Genomic DNA, 22,757 nt, shown 5'->3' with positions numbered 1-22,757 from the left:
AGCACCGTGCTGTCAGACAACACTAGCCGAGCAGGGTGCGAGATTCCTTGTGTTGACTGGGATTCCGCTATGAGCAAGGGAGTCGTTCACCCGCCGTCGCTACCGTGGGCGGGTGCCGCTCAACCGCCCGCTGATCATCGGCCACCGAGGCGCTCCCGGGTACCGCCCCGAGCACTCGCCGAGCTCGTACGCGCTGGCGATCGCCGCGGGAGCGGATGCCGTCGAACCCGACGTCGTCCCCTCGAAGGACGGCATGCTGGTCGTCCGCCACGAGAACGAGATCGGCGCCACGACCGACGTCGCGACGAGGCCGGAGTTCGGGGACCGTCGCACCTCGAAGGTCGTGGACGGGGAGCGGCTGACCGGGTGGTTCGTCGAGGACTTCACGTGGGACGAACTCCGCACACTCCGCTGCCGTGAGCGGATTCCGGCCCTGCGACCGGGCAGCGCGGCTTTCGACGACACCGAGTTCGTGCTGTGTCTGCGAGACGTCCTCGACCTCGCGCGGTCGGGTGGTGTGGGGGTCGTCCTCGAGATCAAGCACGCGGCGGCGTTCGCCGCCCAGGGCTTCGATATGGCGGCGCTCGTTCGCGACGAGTTGCGCGAGGCGGACTGGCTCGACGACCCGACGCTGGTGATCGAGTCGTTCGAGCCCCTCGTGCTGGCGCGACTGCGAGAGCTCGGCATCCGGTCGCCGCTCGTGCAGCTCATCGAAGCGGGCGGGGCGCCGTGGGATCTGCGCGAGCGCGATGGGGCGGAGGCCGCGACGTACGCGTCGATGTTGACGCCCTCCGGGCTGGACGCGCTCGCTCGCGAGGTCGATGGCATCAGCCCCGACAAACGGCTCATTCTGGACCCCGGGCGGCTCGGGCGGGCGCACGGCCCCGCCCGGTTCGTCGCCGAGGCGCAGGGCCGGGGTCTCCGTGTCTTCACGTGGACATGCCGCCCCGAGAATATGTTTCTCCTGCCGGGGTATCGTCGGCACGGAGGTCGGGCCGCATTCGGTGATTTCCGGACCGAGTGGGCCGTTCTTCGCGATGCACGGCTCGACGGGGTGTTCGTCGATCATCCCGACCTCGGCGTCGAGGTGTTCCGCGGCTGACGGCGGACCGCAACCCCTGCCGATCGGTGGGTCGGCCGCGTGAGGATGGCCGCATGACGGTTGACGTGACGGTGGTCGGCGGTGGCATCTCGGGCCTCGCGTGCGCCCGAGCGGTTCAGGATGCCGGGAAGACGGCGCGCGTGCTCGATCGCGGGCGCCGAGTCGGCGGGCGTCTGTCGAGCCGCACGTTCGAGGGGCGTCCGGTCGACCTCGGGGCGTCGTACTTCGTGGTCGGCGAGGCGGACCGGTTCGGGCACGTCGTCGCGGACTGGGAGGAGCGTGACCTCGCGCGCCCCTGGACCGACACGTTCGTCGTCGTCGACGCGGACGGGAACCAGACGCCGAAGCCGGGGCCGATGCGATGGGCTGCTCCGCTCGGGCTCCGCTCGCTGGCTCTCGATCTCGCGCAGGGGCTCGACGTGGTGTCGGAGCGCGCGGTCGAGAGCGTGGAGCCGTCCCTCGTCGACGGGGAGCCGTCGGGCGAGGTCGTGCTCGCGATGCCGGAGCCGCAGGCGGCGCGTCTCACCGACGTCCGTCTCGGCTCGGCGGCCGCGTGGGAGCCCGTCATCGCCGTGGTGCTGCGGTGGGAGGATCGACACTGGCCGGCCGATCTGCACGGCGCCTTCGTCGACGGCGATCCGGACGTGTCCTTCATCGCCGACGACGGCGACCGGCGCGGCGACGGGGCACCCGTACTCGTCGTGCACACGACCGCCGACCGTGCCGGGCGGCACCTCGACGATCCGGACGGGGCGATCGCTCCCGTCCTGACCGCGACCCGCCGCCTCCTCCGGATCGCCCCCGACCCCGTCTCGACCTTCGCGCACCGGTGGACCTTCGCCCGTCCGACCACGACCACCGGGCAGCCGTTCTTCCGGTCGCCCGGCCTGTCCGCGTGCGGGGACGCGTGGGGCGAGAGCGCCGCGGTGCGCACCGCGTGGTCGTCGGGCGATGCTCTCGGCCGCGCGCTCGCGGCATCCTGAATCCGCCCATCCTGACGCGATGTCAGAGGGCCCCTCTAGGGTGGGGCCATGGATGTGGGGATCGACGCGGCGGGGGTACGGCGCTCGTTCGGGGCCGTTCAGGCGGTGCAGGAGGTGACGTTCGCGGCGGCTCCGGGCCGGGTGACGGGGCTCGTGGGTCCCAACGGATCGGGCAAGACGACGCTCATGCTCATGCTCGCGTCGCTGCTGCAGCCCGATGCGGGCGAGATGCGGATCTGCGGCGTCGACCCGATCGCCGACCCCGCGGGGGCGCGCCGTCTTCTGGGGTGGATGCCGGACTCTCTGGGCGCGTGGCCGAGCCTGACGGCGCGCGAGGTCCTCGTCGCGACGGCGCAGCTGTACGACCTTCCGCGCGCGGCGGCGCGCACGCGTGCCGACGAACTCCTGGCGCTCGTCGACCTCGCCCCGCTCGCGACCTCCGCGGCGCGGGTGCTCTCGCGCGGGCAGAAGCAGCGTCTCGCGCTCGCGCGGGCTCTCGTGCACGACCCGAAGGTGTTGCTGCTCGACGAACCGGCGTCGGGGCTCGACCCGCAGGCGCGCATCGCGCTGCGCGTGCTGCTGCGGCGCTTGGCCGCCGAGGGGCGCACGATCCTCATCTCGAGCCACGTGCTGTCCGAGCTCGAGGAGGTCGTCGACGACGCGGTCTTCATGATGGACGGCCGCACGGTCGGGACCGACCGGGTCGCCGCGGCGGCGACGCGCACACGGTCGTGGCGGGTGCGGCTGCTCACCGATCCGTCGCGCGGGGCGCAGGCGGGTCGCGCCGAGGTCGCGGCGGCGCTCGGGCGTGCCCCCGACGAGGTCGGGGTCGACCGCCGAGACCTGCTCGTGCCGTTCGCCGACGAGGCGGGGGCCGTCGCCGGGCTTCGCGCGCTGGTCGGTGCCGGCGTCCCGGTGGTCGAGTTCGCTCCGGCGGTGGGAGATCTCGAACACGCCTTCCTCGACCTCAGAGTCGGCCCCGGCGGCGAGGGGAGCCCCGCATGAACCTCCACCGTCTCAGGACCGTGATCGGCATCGAGCTGCGTCAGCGCGTGCGCTCGGTCGGGTGGTACGTGCTGCTCGGGGTGTTCTTCGTCATCCTGATGGCTGTCCTCGCGCTGTCGTTCGCGTCGTTCGCGCTCGCCAGCGGGGGCAACGAGTGGTTCTTCTCCCTCGTGATCATGCTCGTGCTCCTGCTCGTGCTGCTCGTGTCCCCGACCCTCAGCGGCAGTGCCGTGAACGGGGATCGGGATGCCGCAACCCTCGCGCCCGTCCAAGTGACGCTCGTCACGACGGCCGAGATCGTCATCGGCAAGTTCCTCGCCGCGTGGATCTCGGGGCTCGCCTTCCTCGTCGTGGCCGCGCCGTTCCTCGTCGTCGCCACCGCGGCAGGCGGCCTGAACCCGGGCGTCATCCTCGCCTCTCTCGGCATCCTCGTTCTCGAAGTCGGGGTCGTGGCCGCCGTCGGTGTCGGCTTCAGCGCCGTGGTCGCGCGGCCGATCTTCTCGGTGGCCAGCACGTACCTCGTCATCGCTGCGCTGTCGATCGGGACGCTGATCGCTTTCGGCCTCGGTGGACTCGCGGTGCGGAGCGAGCAGGTATCGATCACGCGTGACTTCGACTGGAGCGCTGCACCTGAGGGCTGTGATCCCGGCGTGTGGCCCCGGGACACCGGGTGCCCGTCGTACGAGGAGCTCCCGTGCGTCGAGAACCGGTACACCTCGGAGGTGCCGCGCTTCGATCGCGTGTGGTGGGTGCTGGCCGCGAATCCGTTCGTGATCCTGGCGGATGCCACGCCGCCGACCTACGTCGACGGGTATCCGCGCGACCTGTTCTCGCAGATCGCCTCCAGCGTCCGCCTCGCTCAGAAGGCGCCCGAAACCGAGACGCGGTTCGACGGGTGCGTGGCTCCCGACGTCCCGTCGTACGAGACGCCGGAGGAGCAGCTCGAGGGCACGGTTCCCAGCTGGTTCGTGGGGCTGATCGTGCAACTGCTGATCGCGGCCGGGTTGCTGACCTGGGGAATCGGCCGGACCCGTACACCGGCGAAGCGCCTGCCGCCGGGGACGCGTATCGCCTGAGGTCGCGGCCGACGTCGGGGCGGAGTGCCCGGGCTGACGACTCGGGATCGAGGGTCTCGAGACTGGGGGTCGGGGGAGGGCGGCGGCGTCAGCGCTCGAGGCTGGAGGGGTGGAGTCGTGTGCGTCGCCCTCAGCGCAGCCGATCGGCCAGTGCCACCGCATCATGCGGAGCGCGGCCACGCGCGTCGTTGTCGAAGTAGGCATAGACATCGCGCGGCACGCCGTCCGTCGAAGCGGTGCCGTCGAGCCAGCCGCGGATGCGATCGGCCCAGGCATCGAGCTCCTGGCCGGCGTAGCCGCTCGCGTAGAGCTCGGTGGAGCCGTGGAGTCGCACGTAGACGTGGTCGGCGGTGAGGGCGTCGAAGACGGGCCAGCGGCCCGCGGTATCGGCGAGGACGAGGGCGACCCCGTGTGCGCGAAGGATCTCGGCCGCCCGCGGATCGGAGAAAGAGGCCGAGCGCGGTTCGAGCGCGTGGCGGAGGGGCATATCGGCCTCGACCTCGAGCCAGTCGCGGCCGTCCACTCGCTGATCGTGCTGCCGTGCGAGTTCGAGGGCGGCGCCGGTCGTCCGCGGGAGCTGCGAAAGGAAGCCGTCGAGCACGTCGGGATCGAAATCCACCCGTTCGGGCAACTGCCAGAGGAACGGGCCGAGGGTCGGGCCGAGCGCGAGCACACCGGACGCGAAGAAGTTGGCGAGCGCTGTGTGCACGCCGACCAGGCGCAGCATGTGCGTGACGTACCGCGAACCTTTGACCGCGAAGACGAAGTCCGCGGGCACTTCTTCGCGCCAGCGCCGGTAGCTGGCGGGGCGCTGCAGCGAGTAGAAGGAGCCGTTGAGCTCGACGCTGCGGAGGTGCTCGCCCACGTACGCGAGCTCGCGCCGCTGTGGGAGCCCGCGCGGGTAGAAATCTCCCCGCCAGCGTGGGTAGCGCCAGCCGGAGATTCCGACGAAGGCGGTCGCGCTCAGGCGTGGCCCTCGGCGGCGGGGAAGCCGGGGTCGACGGCGTCGCCCGTGTCATCGGCGAGGTCGACGTGCTCTTCGGCCTCGGCGGCGTCTTCGCGGACCTCGTCGGTCACGGCGTCGGTGGGGGCGGCCGAGTCGGCGTGGGCGTCGTCGGCGTGGCGGGAGGGGATGTCAGGAGTGCTCATGCGTCCACGGTGCGCCCTCGCCCCGTCGTGGTCGACAGGCTTGCGCTCGAGGGCGAGAGGTGCGAGGGGCCGGGGGAGGACAGGGGGCCAGGGCAGGACTCTTCCGCCCGGATCGTCCTCCGCCCGTCCCCTCTCCTCCCGCCGTCACGGTGCCGCGCCGTCGGGCAGCGCGTGTCGTCGCGAGATCGGGGCGCGTGCCGCGCCGTCGGGCAGCGTGTGCCGTCGGGGAACCGCGGCCCGTGCCGTCGCAGCGCGCGTCAGTCCGTGGCATCCGGGATCGACGACTCGACCGCGGGCCAGGCGGGGAGCGGGTCGTCGAACGAGGTCCACGCTGCGGGACCGGCGGCGAGCTCGGCGTCGGTCAACGCGGCGTCGTCGAGGATGTGCGCGAGCCGTGGAACGGAGAGATCGAGTCCCGTGAACGCGATCTCCTGACCGAGGCCCATGCGGCCGTCGTCGGCCCCGATCGGTTCGATCCACATCGCCGAGCCCACGTGCTCCCACCGGGCCAGGATGCCGGGACGGCTGGCGAGGCGGCAGAATCCCGCCGAGCGGACGAGGCGTCCCGCAGCCCCGTCATCGAGCCGGTCGAGGGCGGCGGAGAGACGCGCAGGGTGGAACGGGCGGACCTGCTCGTAGCGAAGCGTCATGACGCGGTTGTCGCGCATGTAGGGGTCGTGCTCGTCGTTCAGGGCGTGGACCCATCCGGCGCGCTCGAGGATCTCGCCCTCGTGCGACGCCTCGGACGCGAGGTCGTTGAGCGGGTCGCGCGTCAGCCGGACCACCGCGCCCGGGTTCAGGTGCGACGCCAGAGCCATCTGCACGGCGAGGGCGGGTGTCGGCACCTGCTCCCAGTTGATCCAGACGATGCGGGTCGCCAGCTCGAGAGCGAGAGCGGCCTGGCGCGCGCGGGCACCGACGTCTCCACGCGTGTCGCCGGGGGCGGCGGATGCCACGAGCGCGGTGTCGTCGAGGAGGTCGCCGATCATGTGCCGCGCGTCCACGACGCAGACGGCCTCGACCTCGGAACCCCCACGCGCGGCGATCGAGTGGATGAGGTCGACGTCGGCGGCCATGTCGACGACCACGTGCTCTTCGTCGGTTCGTGGCCGAGGCAGGGGCAGCGCGTGCGCGGCGCGGAGGTCGGCGAAGCGCAGCAGGTGGAGCGGTCTCCCCAGGGCGATGGCGGTTCGTTCGGCGTAGGACCGGCGTTCGGGGGCGCAGACGCCCATGATGGCGATCGTTCGGCGCATGGCATCCACCTCTCATTTGTCAGGGAGCTCTCGACACCTTACCTTGTTAATGAGAACGGTTATCAAAAAGGAGAACGCCATGAAGGTTCGCGCCTCGATCAAATCCCTGAAGAAGCAGCCCGGCGCGCAGGTCGTGCGTCGACGCGGCAAGGTCTTCGTGATCAACAAGCTCAATCCGCGCTTCAAGGGGCGACAGGGGTGAGTCGTTCGTAGACTCGCGGCGTGGAGTGGTGGGGTCTGATCGCCGGTGTCGCGATCGGTCTCGCGCTCGCGGGGCTCGGGGCGTCGCGGGGTCGCGCGATGCTGCGGCGCCGCCAGGCGGAGGAGATTCAGGATGCCGCGACGTTCGGGTGGATGAAGCTCGAGCCGCCGCGCGGCGACGACCCCGGCGATAACGCGAACGAGAACCGTTCTTGATTGCCTAAACGTATTGCAAAGCGTTTATGTGTGTGGTCTTCTTGAGATGTGGACAAGATCGCGGGGCTCGCTGACGCCGCCGAGCTGTTCAAGGTCCTCGGCAACGACTCGCGTCTCGCGCTCGTGTGGCTGCTGAGCCGCGAACCGCTCACGGTCGGCGCGCTCGCCGAGCAGGCCGGCCTGTCGCAACCGTTGGTGTCGCAACACCTGCGCACGCTGCGGCAGGCGGGATTGGTCGAATCCGAGCGCGAGGGAAAAGAGATCCGATACGCCCTCGCCGATCAGCACGTCGCGCACGTCGTGCTCGATGCGATCGCCCACGTCCAGGAAACGACCGACCAGGGGAACGAACATGAGCACCACTGAGACCCACGCCGAGCACACCGTCGACGAGCACGCGCACGGCGACAACTGCGGCCACGAGGCCGTCGAGCACGGCGACCACGTCGACTACGTGCACGGCACGCACCACCACGCGCTGCACGGCGATCACTACGACGAGCACGAGGCCCAGGCTGAGCACACCGTCGACGAGCACGCCCACGGCGACGACTGCGGCCACGAGGCCGTCGAGCACGACGACCACGTCGACTACGTGCACGACGGTCACCGTCACGCGGCCCACGCCGATCACTACGACGAGCATTGAGGTGTGACGGCATCCGGGCCCGAACCTCGGATGCCGTGAGGCCCGTCTCCCGATGAGGGGGCGGGCCTTCGCGTTTCCGCTCTCGTTCAGTTCGGTAGTCAACCCTGCCGATGACGGGCGCTAGGGGTGAGGCTGCACCCTTCGTATTCGTCCCCCCGCATCCTTCGCGTAGATGGTGGGTGGGCCGTCGCCAGGAGCCACGTGCTCGAGAGTCGAGAGGATCTCCGAGATATCTTGGCCCCACTGAGAGCCGCTGCGGTGCTGCGAGTACGCGCCGACCCCCCATCTCTGGAAGGCGTAGAAGTAGGCGAAATCCTGCAGTGCCAAGACATCAGGGGGTGTGCGGTATTGCCAGGTTGTCAGTTCGCCGACGACGTCGAGCCAGTCCTGGTAGACGAGCATGAACCGCAGTGAAGGAGACGGGTGAGTGTCCGAGCGCGCTGATTTGTCGGTGTGCCAGCCGTTCCACACGAGCGCCTCGAGAGCAAGCAGTGATCCGCAGGCCTGGGTGAGAAGGTCGTCAGACGAGAACGCAGAATCGAGTACGAACTGATTGGCGAGAAGATCGCACGCGATCTCGTCGCGGTACTTGTAGAGAATCCCCCCGAATGGTTCCAATTCTCCTCGGAGCGAGTCCCATTCATCCTCTTGGAGAGAGGGCCACAGCTGGTGGACCTTTTCGTACGCAGCATGTCTCTGTGTGGCCGTCGTGCGGAGATGCGCCATCTCGTGGGCGATCGCCCAACGTACCGCAGCCGAAGTCACCCGAGTAGTGAATATCTCATCGGCGGTGTTGTGAATGAGGTCTTCCGTCGTCGCGGGCGTCGCCGTGTTCGGATCGGTGTACTCGAACAACGCTCTTCGTGCTTCGCCGACCTGCTGCCATGTCAAGCCTGACCGCGTGACGGTTGCGAAAAGAGGGAAGACGTCAGCGATTCGCGAACAGAGTTCTATGTATCGGATCGGGATGCTCACTGTGGGTCGGTCTCTGGCGGCCGAGGACGACGGCATGTCATCGTCGTCCGTGATCGCCACAAAGACCGACGACGACGTCTTGATCCGACCGGCTCCACTCGTTGGGCTCCCGGATCGGGAGGGCATTTCCCAACCCCGCATCCATTCCTCGATCAATTCCGACGAGGCGAAAGGGTAATCTCCCGTTTTCCCCACGGCGGCGATGACGCGCGCTTCTGGTTGAGAGGGGGGCTTCTTTCGCCCGAGGTGCTTCTGGCGTGAGGCCTCGAGCTCGCTGGTGTCGTTGACTGTACGCTCGATCTGCGTGAGGGACGGGTACTCGGCGGTGAGATCCAGTAGGGGTTGTGCGGCACCCCACGGGTAGGTCGCGTGCCGCGCGAGCGCCGCTTCTGATCGAAGCCGTCGTAGTCGGCTGCCTTTGCCCATGGAATCGCAGTGTAGGGTGTTGCGGCGCGCGGGGATGGATAGGCCGAGTAGAAGCAGCGCGTCACGTCTTAGTTGACGGCAATGTGCCTGCGGGGTCAGGGCTGAACGCGGAACGCGCGCTCCTCGAATCCGACCACGTCGCCGAGCTGCAACTGCCGCCCGCGTCGCCGTTCGACCTCGCCGTTCACCGTCACGTAGCCGTCGATGATCGCCTCCTTGGCGTCTCCGCCGGAGTCCAGGATGCCGGCGAACTTCAGGAACGCGCTGAGGCGGATGCTCTCGCTGCCGACGGGGACGTCCTGGGGTGCGGGGCGGGTCATGGTCTCAGCATGGCAGGGTCTGCGTGCGGTCCCCCGGTGAGTGTCCACAACACCCGGACGATTTTTCGACACGTCCGGGTGTTTCGGACACTCGAGAGGCAGAGCCGCGGCCGGGAGGCAGAGGGGACGGTGCCGGTTGGAACTGAGACGTGGACGCGACGGCGGGAGTCGAACCCGCCACGCCTTCGGTTATGAGCCGAGGCCCGGGACCGCCCGGATCGCCGCGATGTGCCCCCACGCTAACCCGGGCACGGCGGGCCTCCTACGGGCGTTGCGGATCGTGACCGGATGTGTCGCCATGTGGCGAAGGTGCGCGCCGACCCTCCAGGATCGCCCGCGTCGAGTGCTCCAGATGCGCGCGCACGGCCCGCTGCGGATCCGCCCACGCCTCCTCGACGTACTCGCGGTGTTCCTCGGTCAGAGCCCCGGGCGCATACGCCGGGCGCACGTGCGTCAGCAGAAGGTGCATCTCGGAATCGAGGCGCCGATACTCCTCCGCGATCCGCGGGCTGCCGGCCGCATCGACGAGCGCGAGATGCACGCGCGCGTGCGCGTCGAGCGTGGCGGGCCAGTCTCCGGATGCCTCGGCGGCGGCGAGGGCATCGAGGGCGGCGTCGACCTCGGCCGGACGGATGCCGCGATCCCGCGCGATCCGCACCGCTTCGGTCTCGAGGGCACAGCGCAACTGCTGCAGGGCGACGAGCGCGTCGTCGTCGAGCAGGGACACACGGACGCCGCGATAGGGCTCCGCGATGACGAGCCGTTCGGCGGTGAGCCGGGTGAGGGCCGTGCGGGCGGTGTGCCGCGAGACGCCGTGCGTCGCGCTCAGCTCCTCCTCCCGGAGGGGTGTGCCGGGCGCCAGTTCGCCGGAGAGGATGCCGGCACGCACCGCGTCCGCGACGAGGTCGGCCGCGCGAGGGCCGGGTACGTAGGCTGCTGTCGCGGCGGAGGCGGGGGAGTCACGCGGGGGCCGTGGCATCCGGAACCTCCTGACGTCGACGAGACGGAACTGACACGACGGCGAGGCCGACGGCGATGAGCGCGAGGCCGAACGCGCTGACGGGTGTGAGCTGCTCGTGCAGCACGAAGAGGCCGAGAAGGGTCGCCGCGAGGGGCTCGGCGAGGGTGAGCGTCGAGACCGTGACGGCCGTCAGACGCGCCAGGCCCCAGCCGAACAGGAGGTACGCGACCGTCGTCGCGATCACTCCCAGCCAGAGCGCGAGCGCGAGACCGTTCGGAGTCGCGAGCCACGACGCTCCCGCGATCAGCAGAACGGGCAGGCTCGCGACAGCCGCGACGCCGAACACCGTTCCCATCACGCGCGCGGAGTCCCACCCCCTATCGATCAGCGCCTTTCCGCACACCGTATAGAGGGCGTACGACATTCCCGCGCCGGCCGAGGCGAGCAGCCCGCCCGGCGCGAGCACCACCGCCCCGCCGGTCACCCCCGATACGAGCACGACGCCGGTGAGCGCGATGGCGGTGGCGAGCATCCACCGGGGGGAGGGGAGGCGGCGTGAGCGGATGGCATCCACGATCCCCGTCGCGATGGGGGCCGATCCGAGGGCGACCACTGTGCCGATCGCGACGCCGTTCTCGCGCGTCCCAAGAAAGAAGAGAGGTTGATAGGCGAGGACGCCGATCGCTCCCACCGCGATCAGTCCCGCGGTCGAGAAGCGCGATCCTGTCGGCGTCGGCGTCGGCGTCGGCGTGCGCGGGCGGCGCGCGAGGGCGAGCAGACCCAGGATGCCGCCGCCCACGACGATCCGCGCCGCCCCGACCGCCAGAGGCGAGGCGTCGACGCCGGCGAGCGCCTGCGCGGTTCCGGTCGTGGAGAAGCACAGCGCCGCAGCGAGGATCGCGAGAGCGGAAAGCATGAGTGGATTGTTACACAATCTGGCCGCGCGTGTGGCCGCGCCGGCGAGCTGCCGTGCCGTCGGGCGGAGGTCGTCGGGAACACGCCGCTTCCGGATGCCGTGTGGCGGCGTGTCGGTGATGAACTCCGCGCGACGGTACGCGGCTCGTGTGCCCGGCCTGTGGCTGGCGGGACCCGGGCCGCGACGGTCGCGGGCGGGCTGCCGTGCCGTCGGGCGGAGGTCGTCGGGAACACGCCGGTTCCGGATGCCGTGTGGCGGCGTGTCGGTCAGGAACTCCGCGCGACGGTACGCGGGGCGGGGCGCGAGCGGCGGCGCTTGACCCCGTCCTCTGCCGGACGGACGCTCAGGAACCGCTGTGTAACGTAGGTGCATGGCGACGACGGCGGGGCGAGGCATCCTGGCCCTGATCGTCGCCGGCGGACTGCTGCTGTCCGGCGGCATCCTGGCGATGCTGGTCGATCCGTTCGCGCGGACGCCCATCGAAGTCGATTCCACGACCGAGTGGCTCGCCCGCATTCTGCTGCTGTTCGGGGTGGTCTGGATCGTCGTCGGCATGGTCGCGGCCCGCACGCGTCTCGTTCGCCGTCCCGGTGCCGCCGCCGCTCGCGCGAGCTGGATCGCCTCGACGCGGCCGTGGCGGGCGGCGGAATCGAGCCTCGGCCTGCTGCCCCTCGACCGCTGGCTCATGATCGTCGTCCCCGCGGGCGTCCTCGTCGCCACGCGGGTCGTGCAGACCCCGCGCGACGGGCTCTGGGGTGCCGCGCTCGCGGTGATCGGCTGGCTCTTCTTCGCGATCGTCGTGCGGCTGCTGCTCGGCAAGCGTTCGCCGTGGCCGATCATCGCCGGCGTCGGAGGAGCGCTCGTCCTGCGGTGCGTCGTCGCGCTCGCGGTGATCTCGCTCTCGGGTCCCGAGGGGATCTGGCCTGCGCTGTGGGCGATGCCGATGGTCCGCGTGCTCTATCTCGCGCTGGCGTTCGCCCTCCTGGCCTGGGTGTTCGTCGTCGCCGGCTGGTCGCTGCGCCCGCAGCTGGGGCGCCGGCGCGCGACCGGTGTCGCCCTGGCCGGGATGGGGATCGCGTACGCCCTGCCCGCGGCGACGATCGCCGTCGTGGGGGCCGGCGACGCCCTGCGCTCGTGGAACGAGCAGATCGGGGTGCTGCCCTGGGACCTCGCCCGGCTCACAGGCGGGCGCGACGGTGACATCCCCGCCGAGCTCGTCATCGGCGCGGCTGTGACGGGTGCGGTCGTGACGGTCGTCGGCATCCTGCTCGCTCTTCCGCAGCGCTCTCGCGAACGCTCGACGCTCTAGTCAGCTCCCCAGGGTGCGGTCGAACGGACCGCCCCGACGAACGTCGCGCACCTCCTTGCCCAGCGGCATGAGCGACACCGGCACGAGCTTGAAGTTCGCGATGCCCAGCGGGATGCCGATGATCGTGATGCACAGCGCGATGCCGGTCAGGATGTGCTCGAGGGCGAGCCACCACCCGGCGAGGATGACCCACACCACGTTGCCGAGGAACGAACCGACTCCCGCGGTCGGCTTGGCCACGATCTCGCGCCCGAAGGGCCAGAGCGCGTAAAGCCCGATGCGGAACGCCGCGATGCCCCACGGAATCGTCACGATGAGGATGCACAGCACGATCCCCGCCAGCATGTAGCTGACGAAGAGCCAGAAGCCCGACAGGACGAGCCACAGGATGTTGAGGATGAGGCGCATGCCTCCATCATGGCGGGAGGACTCCGGATGCCAAGGGGGCGAGGCCCATGTCGGAGCCCCCGCCTAGACTTGGACGCGCCATGACCGACGCCTCCACGCCCCTGATCGTCGGCGGTCCCGCACCGTCGGATGTCCGCCCCGACGCCGACCTCCTCCAGGGTCTCAACGGCCCCCAGCGCGAGGCCGTGACCTATCGCGGGCAGGCGCTGCTCATCGTGGCCGGTGCCGGCTCGGGAAAGACGAGCGTGCTCACCCGGCGCATCGCCTCGCTGCTGCGCACGCGCGAGGCGTACCCCAGCCAGATCCTCGCGATCACCTTCACGAACAAAGCCGCGGGCGAGATGCGCGAGCGCGTGCATCAGCTGATCGGTCAGAAGGCCGACGGCATGTGGATCTCGACGTTCCACTCCGCGTGCGTGCGGATCCTGCGGCGCGAGGCCGAGCAGTTCGGCTTCACCAAGGCCTTCACGATCTACGACTCGGGCGACTCGCGGGCGCTCATCAAGCGTCTCGTGAAAGAGCACGAGGGCGATTCGTTCGGACTCACCCCCGCCGGCACGCAGAGCCGCATCTCGAAGCTCAAGAACGAGCTCGCCGACGCGGAATCGTATGCGCGATCGGCCAACATGAGCGACCCCGCCGAGCGCATCTTCGTCGAGATCTTCTCGTCGTACCAGCGCGAGCTGCAGCGGGCCAACGCCTTCGACTTCGACGACCTGATCGCCCAGACCGTCTATCTCTTCCGTGCGTTCCCGCAGGTGGCCGACCGCTACCGCAAGCGATTCCGCCACATCCTGGTCGACGAGTACCAGGACACCAACCACGCGCAGTACGCGCTGATCCACGAGCTCACGCGGCCCGTCGGCTCCGACGCCGAGCCGTTCTCGTCCGGCGGCATGATGATCTTCGACGCCGACCCCTCGACAGGCTCAGGGACCGACGGGGGCGCCGCGTCGCTTACCGTCGTCGGTGACTCCGACCAGTCGATCTACGCCTTCCGCGGCGCTGACATCCGCAACATCAGCGAGTTCGAGCGCGACTACCCGGGCGCGAAGGTCGTGCTGCTCGAGCAGAACTACCGTTCGACCCAGAACATCCTGTCGGCGGCCAACGCGGTCATCGCGAACAACTTCGACCGCAAAGACAAGAAGCTCTGGACCGACGTCGGGGCGGGCGACCCGATCATCGGCTTCACCGGCTACTCGCAGCACGACGAGGCGCAGTTCGTCGCCGACGAGATCGAGGCGCTGCACAAGAAGGGCGTCGACTACTCCGGCATCGCGGTCTTCTACCGCACCAACTCGCAGTCGCGTGCGCTCGAAGAAATCTTCATCCGCTCGGCCGTGCCGTACAAGATCATGGGCGGCACGAAGTTCTACGAGCGCGCCGAGATCAAAGACGCGCTCGCCTACCTGGTCGCCGTCGCGAACCCCGCCGACGGCATGGCGGTCCGCCGCATCCTGAACCGCCCGCGACGCGGTATCGGCGACGTGACCGAGACGGCCATCGCGCGCTACGCCGCCGAACACGACATCACCTTCCGTGACGCCCTGGCCAACTCCGCGCAGATCGGCGTCGGGCCTAAGCTCCAGAAGGCGATCGACCAGCTCGACGCGGTGCTCACCGAGGCCACAGCGATCATGCTCCCGGCATCCGGAGAGCTCGCCCCCTCGACCTCGGTCACCGAGGGGCTCACGCTGCTGCTCAACAAGAGCGGGTACTTCGACGCCCTCCGCGCCAGCAAAGACCCGCAAGACGAGGCCCGCCTCGAGAACCTCGATGAGCTCATCGCGGTCACGCGTGAGTTCGCGCGGAACAACCCCGAGGGAACGGTCATCGACTTCCTCACCGAGGTGACGCTGGTGGCGGATGCCGACGACCTCGACGACGCGTCCGGCTCGGTGTCTCTCATGACCCTGCACACCGCAAAGGGCCTCGAATACGACGCCGTCTTCCTGACCGGTGTCGAGGAAGACCTGCTCCCGCACCGGATCTCGGCGAACGAGCCCGGTGGTCCTCAGGAGGAGCGGCGACTCTTCTACGTCGGCATCACGCGCGCGCGTAAGCGTCTGCACGTGTCGCTCGCGATGACCCGCGCGCAGTTCGGCGAGGTCACAGTGGCGATGCCGAGCCGTTTCCTGCAAGAGATCCCGGCCGACCTCATCGACTGGCGCCAGTCTCCGGGCGACGTCAACGGTCGAGGTGGGTCGCAGTCGCGCGCGCTGAATGCGCGCGGCCGCCGCCCGGGTCAGAGCGGGGGCGGAAGCCGCTACGGAGACGACCTCGTCCCGCTGCCGAAGCGCGCGCCGGCCGACCCGAGCAAGTTCCCCAACCGCATTCCCGCGAAGGTTCGCGACAACGGCGACATGGTCCTGGCATCGGGTGATCGCATCCGTCACGACGACTTCGGTGAAGGTCGTGTGGATGCCGTGACGGGCGAGGGAGCGAAACGCGTCGCGCACGTGCGCTTCGACACCGTCGGCCCGAAGAAGCTGCTGATCAAGATCGCGCCGATCACCAAGCTCTAGCCGGAGGGTCACCTCCGAGTTCACCCGGGGGCGACGCGAGAAGAAGGCACGCGGCTAGGCTGGCCCAATGGCTCTTTTCTCGCGCCGAAACAAGTCCGACGACCGCGCCGACACCACGATCGAACCGGGCGAGCAGCCCGTCGACCCGGCCGGTCCAAGCGACGCCACCGATTCCGCGGACGCCGGCACCGAAGCCGCCGCCGCACCCACCCCGAACGTCACCATCTCGACCTCTTCGTTCCGCGGGGTCGGTGCCGCTCCCGAGACCCCCTCGACGCCGCCTGTCGCGGCACGTCCGTCGGCGCGGCAGCCGGGCCCGATGGAGGCGCCTGAAGGCTTCGAGTCGATTCCGGGCCTGCGCGACAACGCGCTCCTCGCGACAGCGCTGGCAGAGATCAAGGGCCAGCCCGAGCCTCCCCAGCTGCTGAACGTCGCTCGTCAGTTGCTGCAGGGACACGTCTTCCTGCGCGTGAAGGGCGACGCACGCGCTCTTCTCGCCGCGGGCAAGGACCTCCCTCTCGCGATTGCCACCCGCGGAGACGAACAGCTCGTCCTCGCCTACAGCAGCGGCCAGGCGCTCAGCAAGAGCGTCGAGGCCGACGGCGACCGCGACACCTCCGCGATGGGGCAGCCGATCATGGCTCTCCTGCGCCACGTCCTCGGTGGTCCGTACGCCGGAATCGTTCTCGACCCGGCCTCCGACGACGCCCGTGCGGTGCTCCCGGCGGCGCTGCTGGAGCGCATGGTCGGCGAGGCCGACGAGCAGCTGCGCGTCAAGACCGCGCTCAGCGAGAAGCGCACCGACGACACGGCATCCGCGATCGTCTCGGCGATCGTCGACGGTGTCCCGCTCTGGATCGCGGTGAACCAGACCGAAGAGGGCGGAGCGGTCGGCGTCGCCGAGTCGCGCTCCGCCACGGGCGAGCGCTTCCTCGAGGTGTTCTCGCACCCGCTCGAGCTGCTGGCTCTCGGCCGTGGCGACCAGCCGGTGCCGTTGAAGGCGGAGCAGCTGGCCAAGGCGCTCGCGAGCGACGAGGGGCTCACCGGCCTGCTCGTCGACCCCGCGGGTCCGTGGATCCGTCTGTCGCGCGCCGATCTTGCTCCGGTTCTGGCGCTCGCGGAGTAAGTCGTCGCGGGGCGTGTCCTCGCGCGGTGTGCGCGGGACCGACTGCGGGCTGTGCGTCAGGGCTCGGACCGGCGCGTCCCGTGCCGTTCGAGCCTCGCGCGCCCGAGCGCCGCGTGCGAAACTCCTGAGCTTCCGCGCACTAGCGGTTTCGGCGTGCGGTTTCATCCGCGCGAGGGCCCATTCCTCAGGAGTTTCGCCCTCGCGCGGATGCCGCGGGCTCGGGCGTCGGAGCCGTCAGACCCCGTACAGCTCGCCGACGGGGACGGCCACCGGCAGCACGTTGCCCGCCGGCGCGAGCGGGCACGCCCACATCGGGTCGTACGCGCACGAGGGGTTGTACGCGAAGTTGAAGTCGATCACGAGCGTGTCCGGGGTCGCGCCCCGGCCGAGATCGGCGCCCTTGATCGTGTCGATGAGGTAGCGGCCACCGCCGTAGGTCCCGCCGGGGCGTCCGGCGGCGGCATCGCGAACGGGGATGAACAAGCCCCCGCCGTACGAGGTCAGCCGCCACACGTCGAGGGATCCCGTGTCCGGCAGGTCGACACGGCCGATGCGTTCGAAGCCGACTTCGCCGTCGGTTCCCGTCGTGGCGACGAACGACGCCTCGTCGACGTCGAGCAGCGGCGCTTCGAACCGCCACGCCGCGTCGTAGGGAGCGAGCGGGAGACCCGTGAACGCCTCACGCTGCTCGGGGAGCAGAGGCGTCGCGGGATGCCCGGCGAAGAGTGCGTCGCGCTCGATACGCCAGAGCTCGTGCGCCTCCTCGGGGTCATCCGCCTCGCGCACGGCGTCGTAGAGGGCGAACACGCGGCGACGCCAGTCGGCGATCTCGAGGGCGGTGCGGGCGGCGGCGGAGGTCATCCTTCGAGCGTACGGGCGGCCGGATGCCAGGGCTCGGGGTGGACAGCGGGCGGCTGCCGTGATGCTCGGGGCCTCCCTGCCCCGGGGCCTGGCTGCACCTCGAGCGCGAAAGCAGGAGTGCGCATGGTCCGCGCCTCGGCTCGAGCGAGGGAACGCGACGACCACGCACCGCAACGGGGCAGACACGAGCCCTGCCCGCGCACTAGCGTCGGGGCATGGCATCCCCTCGCATCACCCTGACCGCGCCGGGCCCGCACGGGGACCGGGAGATCGGGCTGTCGAGTCCCGACCGGGTGCTGTGGCCCGAAGTGGGCATCACCAAGCGCGAGTTGGCCGAGTACTTCCTCGCCGTCGCCGATCCGTTCCTCGCGGCCAACGGGAATCGCCCTGTCTCGCTTGAACGCTTTCCCGAGGGCATCGGCGGTGAGAGTTTCTTCTCGAAGAACCCGCCGAAGGGGGCCCCCGATTTCGTGGAGGCGGTCACCGTCACGTACAACAGCGGGCGGCGGCATCCGCAGCTCATCGTCACCGAGATCGGCACCGCCGTCTGGGCGGCGCAGATGAACACGATCGTCTTCCATCCGTGGGCGTCGCTCGCGAGCGACCCCGATCACCCCGTCGAACTCCGCATCGACCTCGATCCGCAGCCGGGCACGGGCATCTCCGAGGCCGTGACCGCCGCGCTTGAGCTGCGCGCCGTGCTGCGCGAGGCGGGTCTCGAGGCCTGGATCAAGACGAGCGGCAACCGCGGCCTGCACGTGTTCTGCCCGATCGAGCCGACGCACGAGTTCCTCGACGTTCGGCACGCGGTGATCGCCGCGGCCCGGGAGTTGGAGCGGCGGATGCCGGATGCCGTGACCACCAACTGGTGGAAGGAGGAGCGGGGGCAGCGCATCTTCGTCGACTTCAACCAGGCGAACCGCGACCGCACGATGGCGGGAGCGTACTCGCCGCGCGCCCTGCCCGCCGCGACCGTGTCGACGCCGATCGGATGGGACGAGCTCGACGGTCTCGACCCGAGCGCGTTCACGGTGCGGACGATTCCCGAGCGACTGGCATCCGTCGGCGACCCGTGGGCCGACTTCGCGGCGAATCCCGGCCGCATCGACACGCTGTTGGAGTGGTGGCAGCGCGACCTCGACAACGGCCTGGGCGAGCTGCCGTTCCCTCCGGAGTTCCCGAAGATGCCCGGAGAGCCGCCCCGCGTGCAGCCGTCGCGCGCGAAGGCACCCGAGGCGTGATCCTCGACCGGTGACCTCCCGGGGTGGCGCCGGCCGAGACCTCTCCGGCGGCACCCGCACCGCAGCCCCGGGCCGCGACCGGTCCGGCCGTGACCCCCTCAGCGTGCCCCGCCCCCCGCGGGGCTTTGAAGCCCTCCCTGGTCACAACGAGGGCCCGTGAACTGCGCCGAATGCACGCTGGCGGGCGCTCGGCGCATGCATTCGGCGCACGTCAGCGTTCGTCGGCGACGTGCGGGGACCCATGCCAAGGGGCGGGGCGGCGGGGCGACGGTTGCCGCGCGGCCGGCTCAGTCGAGCACGCCGCCCAGGTCGTACGCGTTGACGGTCTCGAGCTGTGCGAAGGTGCATGAGCGCGCTTCGCGGTCGGGGCGCCATCGCTCGAACTGCACCGTGTGGCGGAAGCGCATCCCCTCGAGCTGGTCGTAGCGCACCTCGAGGACGCGCTCGGGGCGCAGCCGGACGAAGGACACATCTTTGGATGCCGAGAACCGCGAGCGATCGGTCTCTCCGACGACCGCTTCGCCGTCGGCATCCCGCTCCACCAAGGGGGCGAGCTCGTCGATCAGCTCGAGACGACGCTTGTCGGTCCAGGCGGATACGCCGCCGACGCCGTGCAGCCGCCCTTCGTCGTCGTAGAGTCCGACGAGGAGCGAGCCGACGCCCTGACACGACTTGTGCATGCGATACCCCAGCGCGACCACGTCAGCCGTGCGGGCGTGCTTGATCTTGAACATCGTGCGCTTGTTCGGCGCGTACGGCTGGGCGAGGGGCTTGGCGACGACACCGTCGAGCCCGGCGCCCTCGAACTCCGCCAGCCAGCGACGGGCGAGGTCGGGGTCGTCGGTCGTCCGCGTGACGTGAACCGGGTGGGGGACCGCGCCGAGCAGATCTTCGAGCTGTGCCCGCCGCTCGGAGAAGGGCTCGGACTGTAGATCGCGGTCGCCGCGCGCGAGCAGGTCGAACCCGATGAACATGGCCGGGGTCTCTTGCGAGAGCATCGTCACGCGGGACGCGGCGGGGTGGATGCGCTGCGACAGTGCCTCCCAGTCGAGGCGCTGCGCGCCGGGCTCGCCGCGCGCGACGACCACCTCGCCGTCGATCAGGCAGGGCTCGGGCAGGATTTCGGCGAAGGCCGCGACGAGCTCGGGGAAGTACCGTGTGAGAGGCTTCGCGCCGCGGCTGCCGATCTCGACATCGGTACCGTCCCACGACACGAGCGCCCGGAAGCCGTCCCATTTGGGCTCGTAGCTGAACCCGCCCTCGACCTTGCTGTGCTCGGGGATCGCCGGTACGGCCTTCGCCAGCATCGGCGCCGGGATCTCGTACGGCATGGTGTCAGTCCGAGCTCTCGTCACCGGCCAGGGGGACCGGGTTCCGGCGCTTCTTGCGGCGCGCCCACTCGGCAGGTTCGTCGGGGCCGTTCCAGACGGTGATGATGCCCCACGCGACGGCGGTGAGCGGCACCGCGAGCAAGGTGCCCAGGATGCCGCCGATCGCGGTTCCACCGGCGAGCACGACAAGGACGACGAAGGAGTGCAGCTTCATCGTGCGCCCCATGAGGACGGGCTGGAGGAAGTTGCCCTCGAGCTGGTTCACGAGCACGACCACGCCGACGACGATCAGCGCGACGATCGGACCGTTCGTGACGAGAGCGACGAGCGCGGCGAGGATGCCCGCGGTCACCGCACCGACGATCGGGATGAACGCCAGGAGGAACACGAGGACCGCGAGCGGCAGCGCGAGCGGCACCTGCAGGATGAGCAGACCGATGTAGATACCGATCGCGTCGACGGCGGCGACGGAGGCCGTGCCGCGGACGTAAGAGCCGAGAACCGTGACGGTCTTGTCGCCGATACGGCGCGCGCGGTCGTAGTGGCTGCCGTGGAACGGCCGCAGGACGAACTCCCACATGCGCGGACCGTCCTTCAGGAAGAAGAACAGGATGACGACCATCAGCACGAAACCGGTGACGAACGACGCGATCGCGCTCACACCGGCCAGGGCGCCCGTACCGAACTGCGAGCTCGTGACGAAGTCTTGGATGCCCTGAACGACCTGGTTGACCTGGTCGGGCGAGACCGCGAACGGCAGGGTGTGGTACCAGTCCTGAGCCTGTTCGAACCCCTTCGTCGCCTGTGACGACAGGTAGTCCCACTGGTTGATGACCGCGTTGACGACGAGCCAGCCGAGCGCGGTGAGGACGACGACGACGGCGAGGAGGGTCAGCAGCGTCGCGAGGACCGAGGGCACGCCTTTCTTGCGCATCCACATGGTCACGGGCCCGAATGCGGAGGCGAAGATGAGGGCAAGGATCAGGGGGATGATGACGAGCGTCACCTGCTGGATGCCCCAGATCAGCCCCGCCACGAGGATTGCCACGACGATGATCTGCACCGCCCGCACGGCGAGGCGTCCGAAGCCGTCGGCCCACAGGCTCTTCGGCGGCGGCTCGACCGCTGCCGCGGCGGAGGCGATGGCGTCGCGAGGCGCGGGATGACGAGAGAACAGGCCCATGCGACGACGTTAGCGGGAGCCACCGACATGGCCCGCGCGGCTTGCGCGGGCCGCGATCGCGGATTAAGCGCCGGGCGCCCGGCATCCGGGGTCAGACGAACGCGCTCATTCCGGTGATGTCGCGACCGAGGAGGAGCGCCTGGACGCTCTCGGTGCCCTCGTACGTGTGGATGGCCTCGATGTCGGCCATGTGCTGCATGACCCCGTTCTCGAGCAGGATGCCATTGCCGCCGAGCAGGTCGCGAGCGATCGCCGCCACGCGGCGGGCGGCTCGCGTGTTGTGGTACTTCGCGAGCGATGCCTGCGTGGGGCGCAGGCCGCCCGAGGCTTCGAGGTCGGCGAGGCGGCGGCAGTACAGCTGCATCGCGGTGAGTTCGTCGAGCATCTGCGTGAGGCGTTCCTGCACCATCTGGAACTTCGCGAGGGGCTTCCCGAACTGCATGCGTTCGGTGGCATACGTTCGTGCGATCTCGTAGCACGCTGTCGCGTGACCCAGGGCCGACCACGCGACCCCCGACCGTGTGGCGAACAGCACGGTCGACGCGTCCTTGAAGGTGTGAGTGCCGGGGAGGACGGCATCCGGAGCCAGGCGCACGTCGTCCATGGCGATGTGGGCCTGATGGATGCCACGGAGCGACACCTTGCCGGTGATGACGGTGCCCGTGTATCCCGGGGTGTCCTGCTCCACGAGGAAGCAGCGCACCTTGTCGTGATCTTCGTCACCCTCGGCGTCGACGCGGGCCCAGACGAACGTGATGCCCCCGGAGGCGCCGTTGCCGATCCACTTCTTCGTGCCGCTGAGCGACCACCCACCGGTCCCTGAGCCTGTCGAAGGGACGCGGGTCGCGGTGGTCTCGAGCGAGACCGAGTCGGAGCCGTGGTCGGGCTCGGTCAGCGCGAACGCGCCGAGGACCGTGCCGTCGGCGAGGGGCTTCAGCCAGCGCTCCTGCTGCTCGGGGGACCCGAAGAGGGCGAGGGTGCGCAGCGCCAAACCGCCCTGCACCGCGAGGGCCGTGGCGAGCGAGCCGTCGTGGCGCGACACCTCCATGTTCACGAGGCCCGCGGCGAGGGGCGAGGAGTCCGGCAGGTCGGGGTGCTCGATGCCGTCGGTGAACAGCTCGAGTTCGCCCATACGTCGGAGGAGCTCCACGGGGTAGGTCGCGGCATCCCATTCGCCCTGCATGCGCGTGCCGACCTCGTCGCAGAAGGCCTTCGCGCGATCCCAGACCGCGCGGTCGGCCTCGGGGATGTCGGCGAACACGCCGTAGTAGTCGGTGTCGCGGCGGCCGAGCAGATCGTAGTGCGAGACGCGCTCGCCGGGCAGCGTACGGGCATCGGCATCGATGGTCATGGTTCCCAGTATCGCTCAGGTTGGTACTGGGTGTCACGCGCGGGATGTTGTGCCGCGTGGCGAGGATCTCGCCCCATCGGGCTGCGGAGGTCGCTGAGTGTCCAGAACACCCGGACGCCCTCGCGCCCGGCTCCGGGTGTTTCGGACACTCACGTGCCTCGGGGTGCGGCGAGGGCGGCATCACGCG

Annotated in this window: 24 protein-coding genes and 1 tRNA gene; 12 read left to right on the top strand and 13 right to left on the bottom strand. The window is 70.0% G+C overall.

Going from position 1 to position 22,757, the window contains the following annotated elements:
- The first annotated feature begins 112 nt into the window (after nt 1-112).
- From QE388_RS02200 to QE388_RS02185, 4 genes are read left to right on the top strand one after another with little or no spacing between them, the layout of a single operon-like run.
- Nucleotides 113-1,102, top strand: coding sequence for a glycerophosphodiester phosphodiesterase family protein (locus QE388_RS02200; RefSeq protein WP_307382632.1), 990 nt, complete (start codon nt 113-115; stop codon nt 1,100-1,102).
- A 53-nt stretch (nt 1,103-1,155) separates the two neighbouring features.
- Nucleotides 1,156-2,085, top strand: a complete 930-nt coding sequence (locus QE388_RS02195) for an NAD(P)/FAD-dependent oxidoreductase (protein ID WP_307382630.1) — start codon at nt 1,156-1,158, stop codon at nt 2,083-2,085.
- A gap of 48 nt (nt 2,086-2,133) precedes the next feature.
- The gene (locus tag QE388_RS02190) at nt 2,134-3,090 is read left to right on the top strand and encodes an ABC transporter ATP-binding protein (protein WP_307382628.1); all 957 of its coding nucleotides are present in this window, start codon (nt 2,134-2,136) and stop codon (nt 3,088-3,090) included.
- The gene (locus QE388_RS02185; protein ID WP_307382626.1) at nt 3,087-4,166 is read left to right on the top strand and encodes an ABC transporter permease; all 1,080 of its coding nucleotides are present in this window, start codon (nt 3,087-3,089) and stop codon (nt 4,164-4,166) included. The genes QE388_RS02190 and QE388_RS02185 overlap by 4 nt, the downstream gene beginning before the upstream one ends.
- A gap of 130 nt (nt 4,167-4,296) precedes the next feature.
- On the opposite strand, the gene QE388_RS02180 is transcribed toward QE388_RS02185, so the two are convergent.
- The 3 genes from QE388_RS02180 to QE388_RS02170 form a co-directional block, all read right to left on the bottom strand.
- Nucleotides 4,297-5,133 carry a DUF72 domain-containing protein gene (locus QE388_RS02180; RefSeq protein WP_307387038.1) on the bottom strand — a complete coding sequence of 279 codons (837 nt, stop codon included), beginning with the start codon at nt 5,131-5,133 and terminating at the stop codon, nt 4,297-4,299.
- A complete protein-coding gene (locus QE388_RS02175) occupies nt 5,130-5,315 on the bottom strand; it encodes a hypothetical protein (RefSeq protein ID WP_307382625.1) in 186 nt (61 codons plus the stop codon). Before QE388_RS02175 ends, QE388_RS02180 begins: the two co-directional genes overlap by 4 nt.
- Nucleotides 5,316-5,572: 257 nt before the next feature.
- Nucleotides 5,573-6,568 (bottom strand): GTP-binding protein, encoded by a 996-nt coding sequence (locus QE388_RS02170; protein WP_275797526.1) that lies wholly within the window; start codon nt 6,566-6,568, stop codon nt 5,573-5,575.
- A 79-nt stretch (nt 6,569-6,647) separates the two neighbouring features.
- Here QE388_RS02170 and ykgO point away from each other — a divergent pair, with 79 nt between their 5' ends.
- Genes ykgO through QE388_RS02150 form a run of 4 tightly spaced genes read left to right on the top strand, consistent with a single transcriptional unit; the run spans nt 6,648 to nt 7,634 of the window.
- Nucleotides 6,648-6,770 carry a type B 50S ribosomal protein L36 gene (gene ykgO, locus QE388_RS02165; protein WP_056226526.1) on the top strand — a complete coding sequence of 41 codons (123 nt, stop codon included), beginning with the start codon at nt 6,648-6,650 and terminating at the stop codon, nt 6,768-6,770.
- A 20-nt stretch (nt 6,771-6,790) separates the two neighbouring features.
- A complete protein-coding gene (locus QE388_RS02160) occupies nt 6,791-6,985 on the top strand; it encodes a hypothetical protein (protein ID WP_275797529.1) in 195 nt (64 codons plus the stop codon).
- Between the two features lie 48 nt (nt 6,986-7,033).
- Nucleotides 7,034-7,351: a helix-turn-helix transcriptional regulator gene (locus QE388_RS02155; RefSeq protein WP_275797531.1), complete on the top strand. Its 318-nt coding sequence runs from the start codon at nt 7,034-7,036 to the stop codon at nt 7,349-7,351.
- Complete coding sequence (locus QE388_RS02150; protein WP_275797532.1) at nt 7,338-7,634, top strand: hypothetical protein; 297 nt, start codon at nt 7,338-7,340, stop codon at nt 7,632-7,634. Before QE388_RS02155 ends, QE388_RS02150 begins: the two co-directional genes overlap by 14 nt.
- Before the next feature lie 120 nt (nt 7,635-7,754).
- Here the strand turns inward: QE388_RS02150 and QE388_RS02145 are convergent, their stop codons facing one another.
- From QE388_RS02145 to QE388_RS02125, 5 genes are all read right to left on the bottom strand, one after another.
- Complete coding sequence (locus tag QE388_RS02145; RefSeq protein ID WP_307382623.1) at nt 7,755-9,035, bottom strand: hypothetical protein; 1,281 nt, start codon at nt 9,033-9,035, stop codon at nt 7,755-7,757.
- 95 nt (nt 9,036-9,130) lie between these two features.
- Complete coding sequence (locus QE388_RS02140; RefSeq protein ID WP_275797536.1) at nt 9,131-9,355, bottom strand: RNA-binding S4 domain-containing protein; 225 nt, start codon at nt 9,353-9,355, stop codon at nt 9,131-9,133.
- Nucleotides 9,356-9,505: 150 nt separating this feature from the next.
- Nucleotides 9,506-9,581: transfer RNA gene (locus QE388_RS02135), tRNA-Met, on the bottom strand.
- 36 nt (nt 9,582-9,617) lie between these two features.
- Nucleotides 9,618-10,334, bottom strand: coding sequence for a GntR family transcriptional regulator (locus QE388_RS02130; protein WP_307382622.1), 717 nt, complete (start codon nt 10,332-10,334; stop codon nt 9,618-9,620).
- Nucleotides 10,315-11,232 (bottom strand): DMT family transporter, encoded by a 918-nt coding sequence (locus QE388_RS02125; protein WP_307382620.1) that lies wholly within the window; start codon nt 11,230-11,232, stop codon nt 10,315-10,317. Before QE388_RS02125 ends, QE388_RS02130 begins: the two co-directional genes overlap by 20 nt.
- 370 nt (nt 11,233-11,602) lie before the next feature.
- Between QE388_RS02125 and QE388_RS02120 the strand changes: the two genes are divergently transcribed.
- On the top strand, nt 11,603-12,541 hold the full coding sequence (locus tag QE388_RS02120) for a hypothetical protein (protein WP_307382619.1): 939 nt from the start codon (nt 11,603-11,605) through the stop codon (nt 12,539-12,541).
- Here QE388_RS02120 and QE388_RS02115 read toward each other — a convergent pair whose 3' ends face one another.
- Nucleotides 12,542-12,949, bottom strand: a complete 408-nt coding sequence (locus QE388_RS02115; RefSeq protein ID WP_307382617.1) for a YccF domain-containing protein — start codon at nt 12,947-12,949, stop codon at nt 12,542-12,544.
- A gap of 80 nt (nt 12,950-13,029) precedes the next feature.
- Between QE388_RS02115 and QE388_RS02110 the strand changes: the two genes are divergently transcribed.
- Both QE388_RS02110 and QE388_RS02105 read left to right on the top strand, forming a co-directional pair.
- A complete protein-coding gene (locus QE388_RS02110) occupies nt 13,030-15,477 on the top strand; it encodes an ATP-dependent helicase (RefSeq protein ID WP_307382615.1) in 2,448 nt (815 codons plus the stop codon).
- A 67-nt stretch (nt 15,478-15,544) separates the two neighbouring features.
- The gene (locus QE388_RS02105) at nt 15,545-16,603 is read left to right on the top strand and encodes an SseB family protein (RefSeq protein WP_307382613.1); all 1,059 of its coding nucleotides are present in this window, start codon (nt 15,545-15,547) and stop codon (nt 16,601-16,603) included.
- A 234-nt stretch (nt 16,604-16,837) separates the two neighbouring features.
- Here the strand turns inward: QE388_RS02105 and QE388_RS02100 are convergent, their stop codons facing one another.
- A complete protein-coding gene (locus QE388_RS02100) occupies nt 16,838-17,464 on the bottom strand; it encodes a DUF1684 domain-containing protein (protein ID WP_307382612.1) in 627 nt (208 codons plus the stop codon).
- Between the two features lie 215 nt (nt 17,465-17,679).
- On the opposite strand from QE388_RS02100, the gene ligD reads away from it, so the two are divergent.
- The gene (ligD, locus tag QE388_RS02095; protein ID WP_307382610.1) at nt 17,680-18,705 is read left to right on the top strand and encodes a non-homologous end-joining DNA ligase; all 1,026 of its coding nucleotides are present in this window, start codon (nt 17,680-17,682) and stop codon (nt 18,703-18,705) included.
- A 287-nt stretch (nt 18,706-18,992) separates the two neighbouring features.
- On the opposite strand, the gene QE388_RS02090 is transcribed toward ligD, so the two are convergent.
- The 3 genes from QE388_RS02090 to QE388_RS02080 all read right to left on the bottom strand — a co-directional run bounded on the left by QE388_RS02090 (nt 18,993) and on the right by QE388_RS02080 (nt 22,570).
- Nucleotides 18,993-20,036, bottom strand: a complete 1,044-nt coding sequence (locus QE388_RS02090; RefSeq protein ID WP_307382608.1) for an ATP-dependent DNA ligase — start codon at nt 20,034-20,036, stop codon at nt 18,993-18,995.
- A gap of 4 nt (nt 20,037-20,040) precedes the next feature.
- Nucleotides 20,041-21,219 carry an AI-2E family transporter gene (locus QE388_RS02085; RefSeq protein WP_275797554.1) on the bottom strand — a complete coding sequence of 393 codons (1,179 nt, stop codon included), beginning with the start codon at nt 21,217-21,219 and terminating at the stop codon, nt 20,041-20,043.
- 91 nt (nt 21,220-21,310) lie between these two features.
- Nucleotides 21,311-22,570 carry an acyl-CoA dehydrogenase family protein gene (locus QE388_RS02080; RefSeq protein WP_307382606.1) on the bottom strand — a complete coding sequence of 420 codons (1,260 nt, stop codon included), beginning with the start codon at nt 22,568-22,570 and terminating at the stop codon, nt 21,311-21,313.
- Nucleotides 22,571-22,757 lie beyond the last annotated feature (187 nt).

It is taken from the genome of Microbacterium sp. SORGH_AS_0969 (assembly GCF_030818255.1).
Lineage (GTDB): Bacteria > Actinomycetota > Actinomycetes > Actinomycetales > Microbacteriaceae > Microbacterium.
This window is presented reverse-complemented; position numbering and strand designations above follow the sequence as displayed.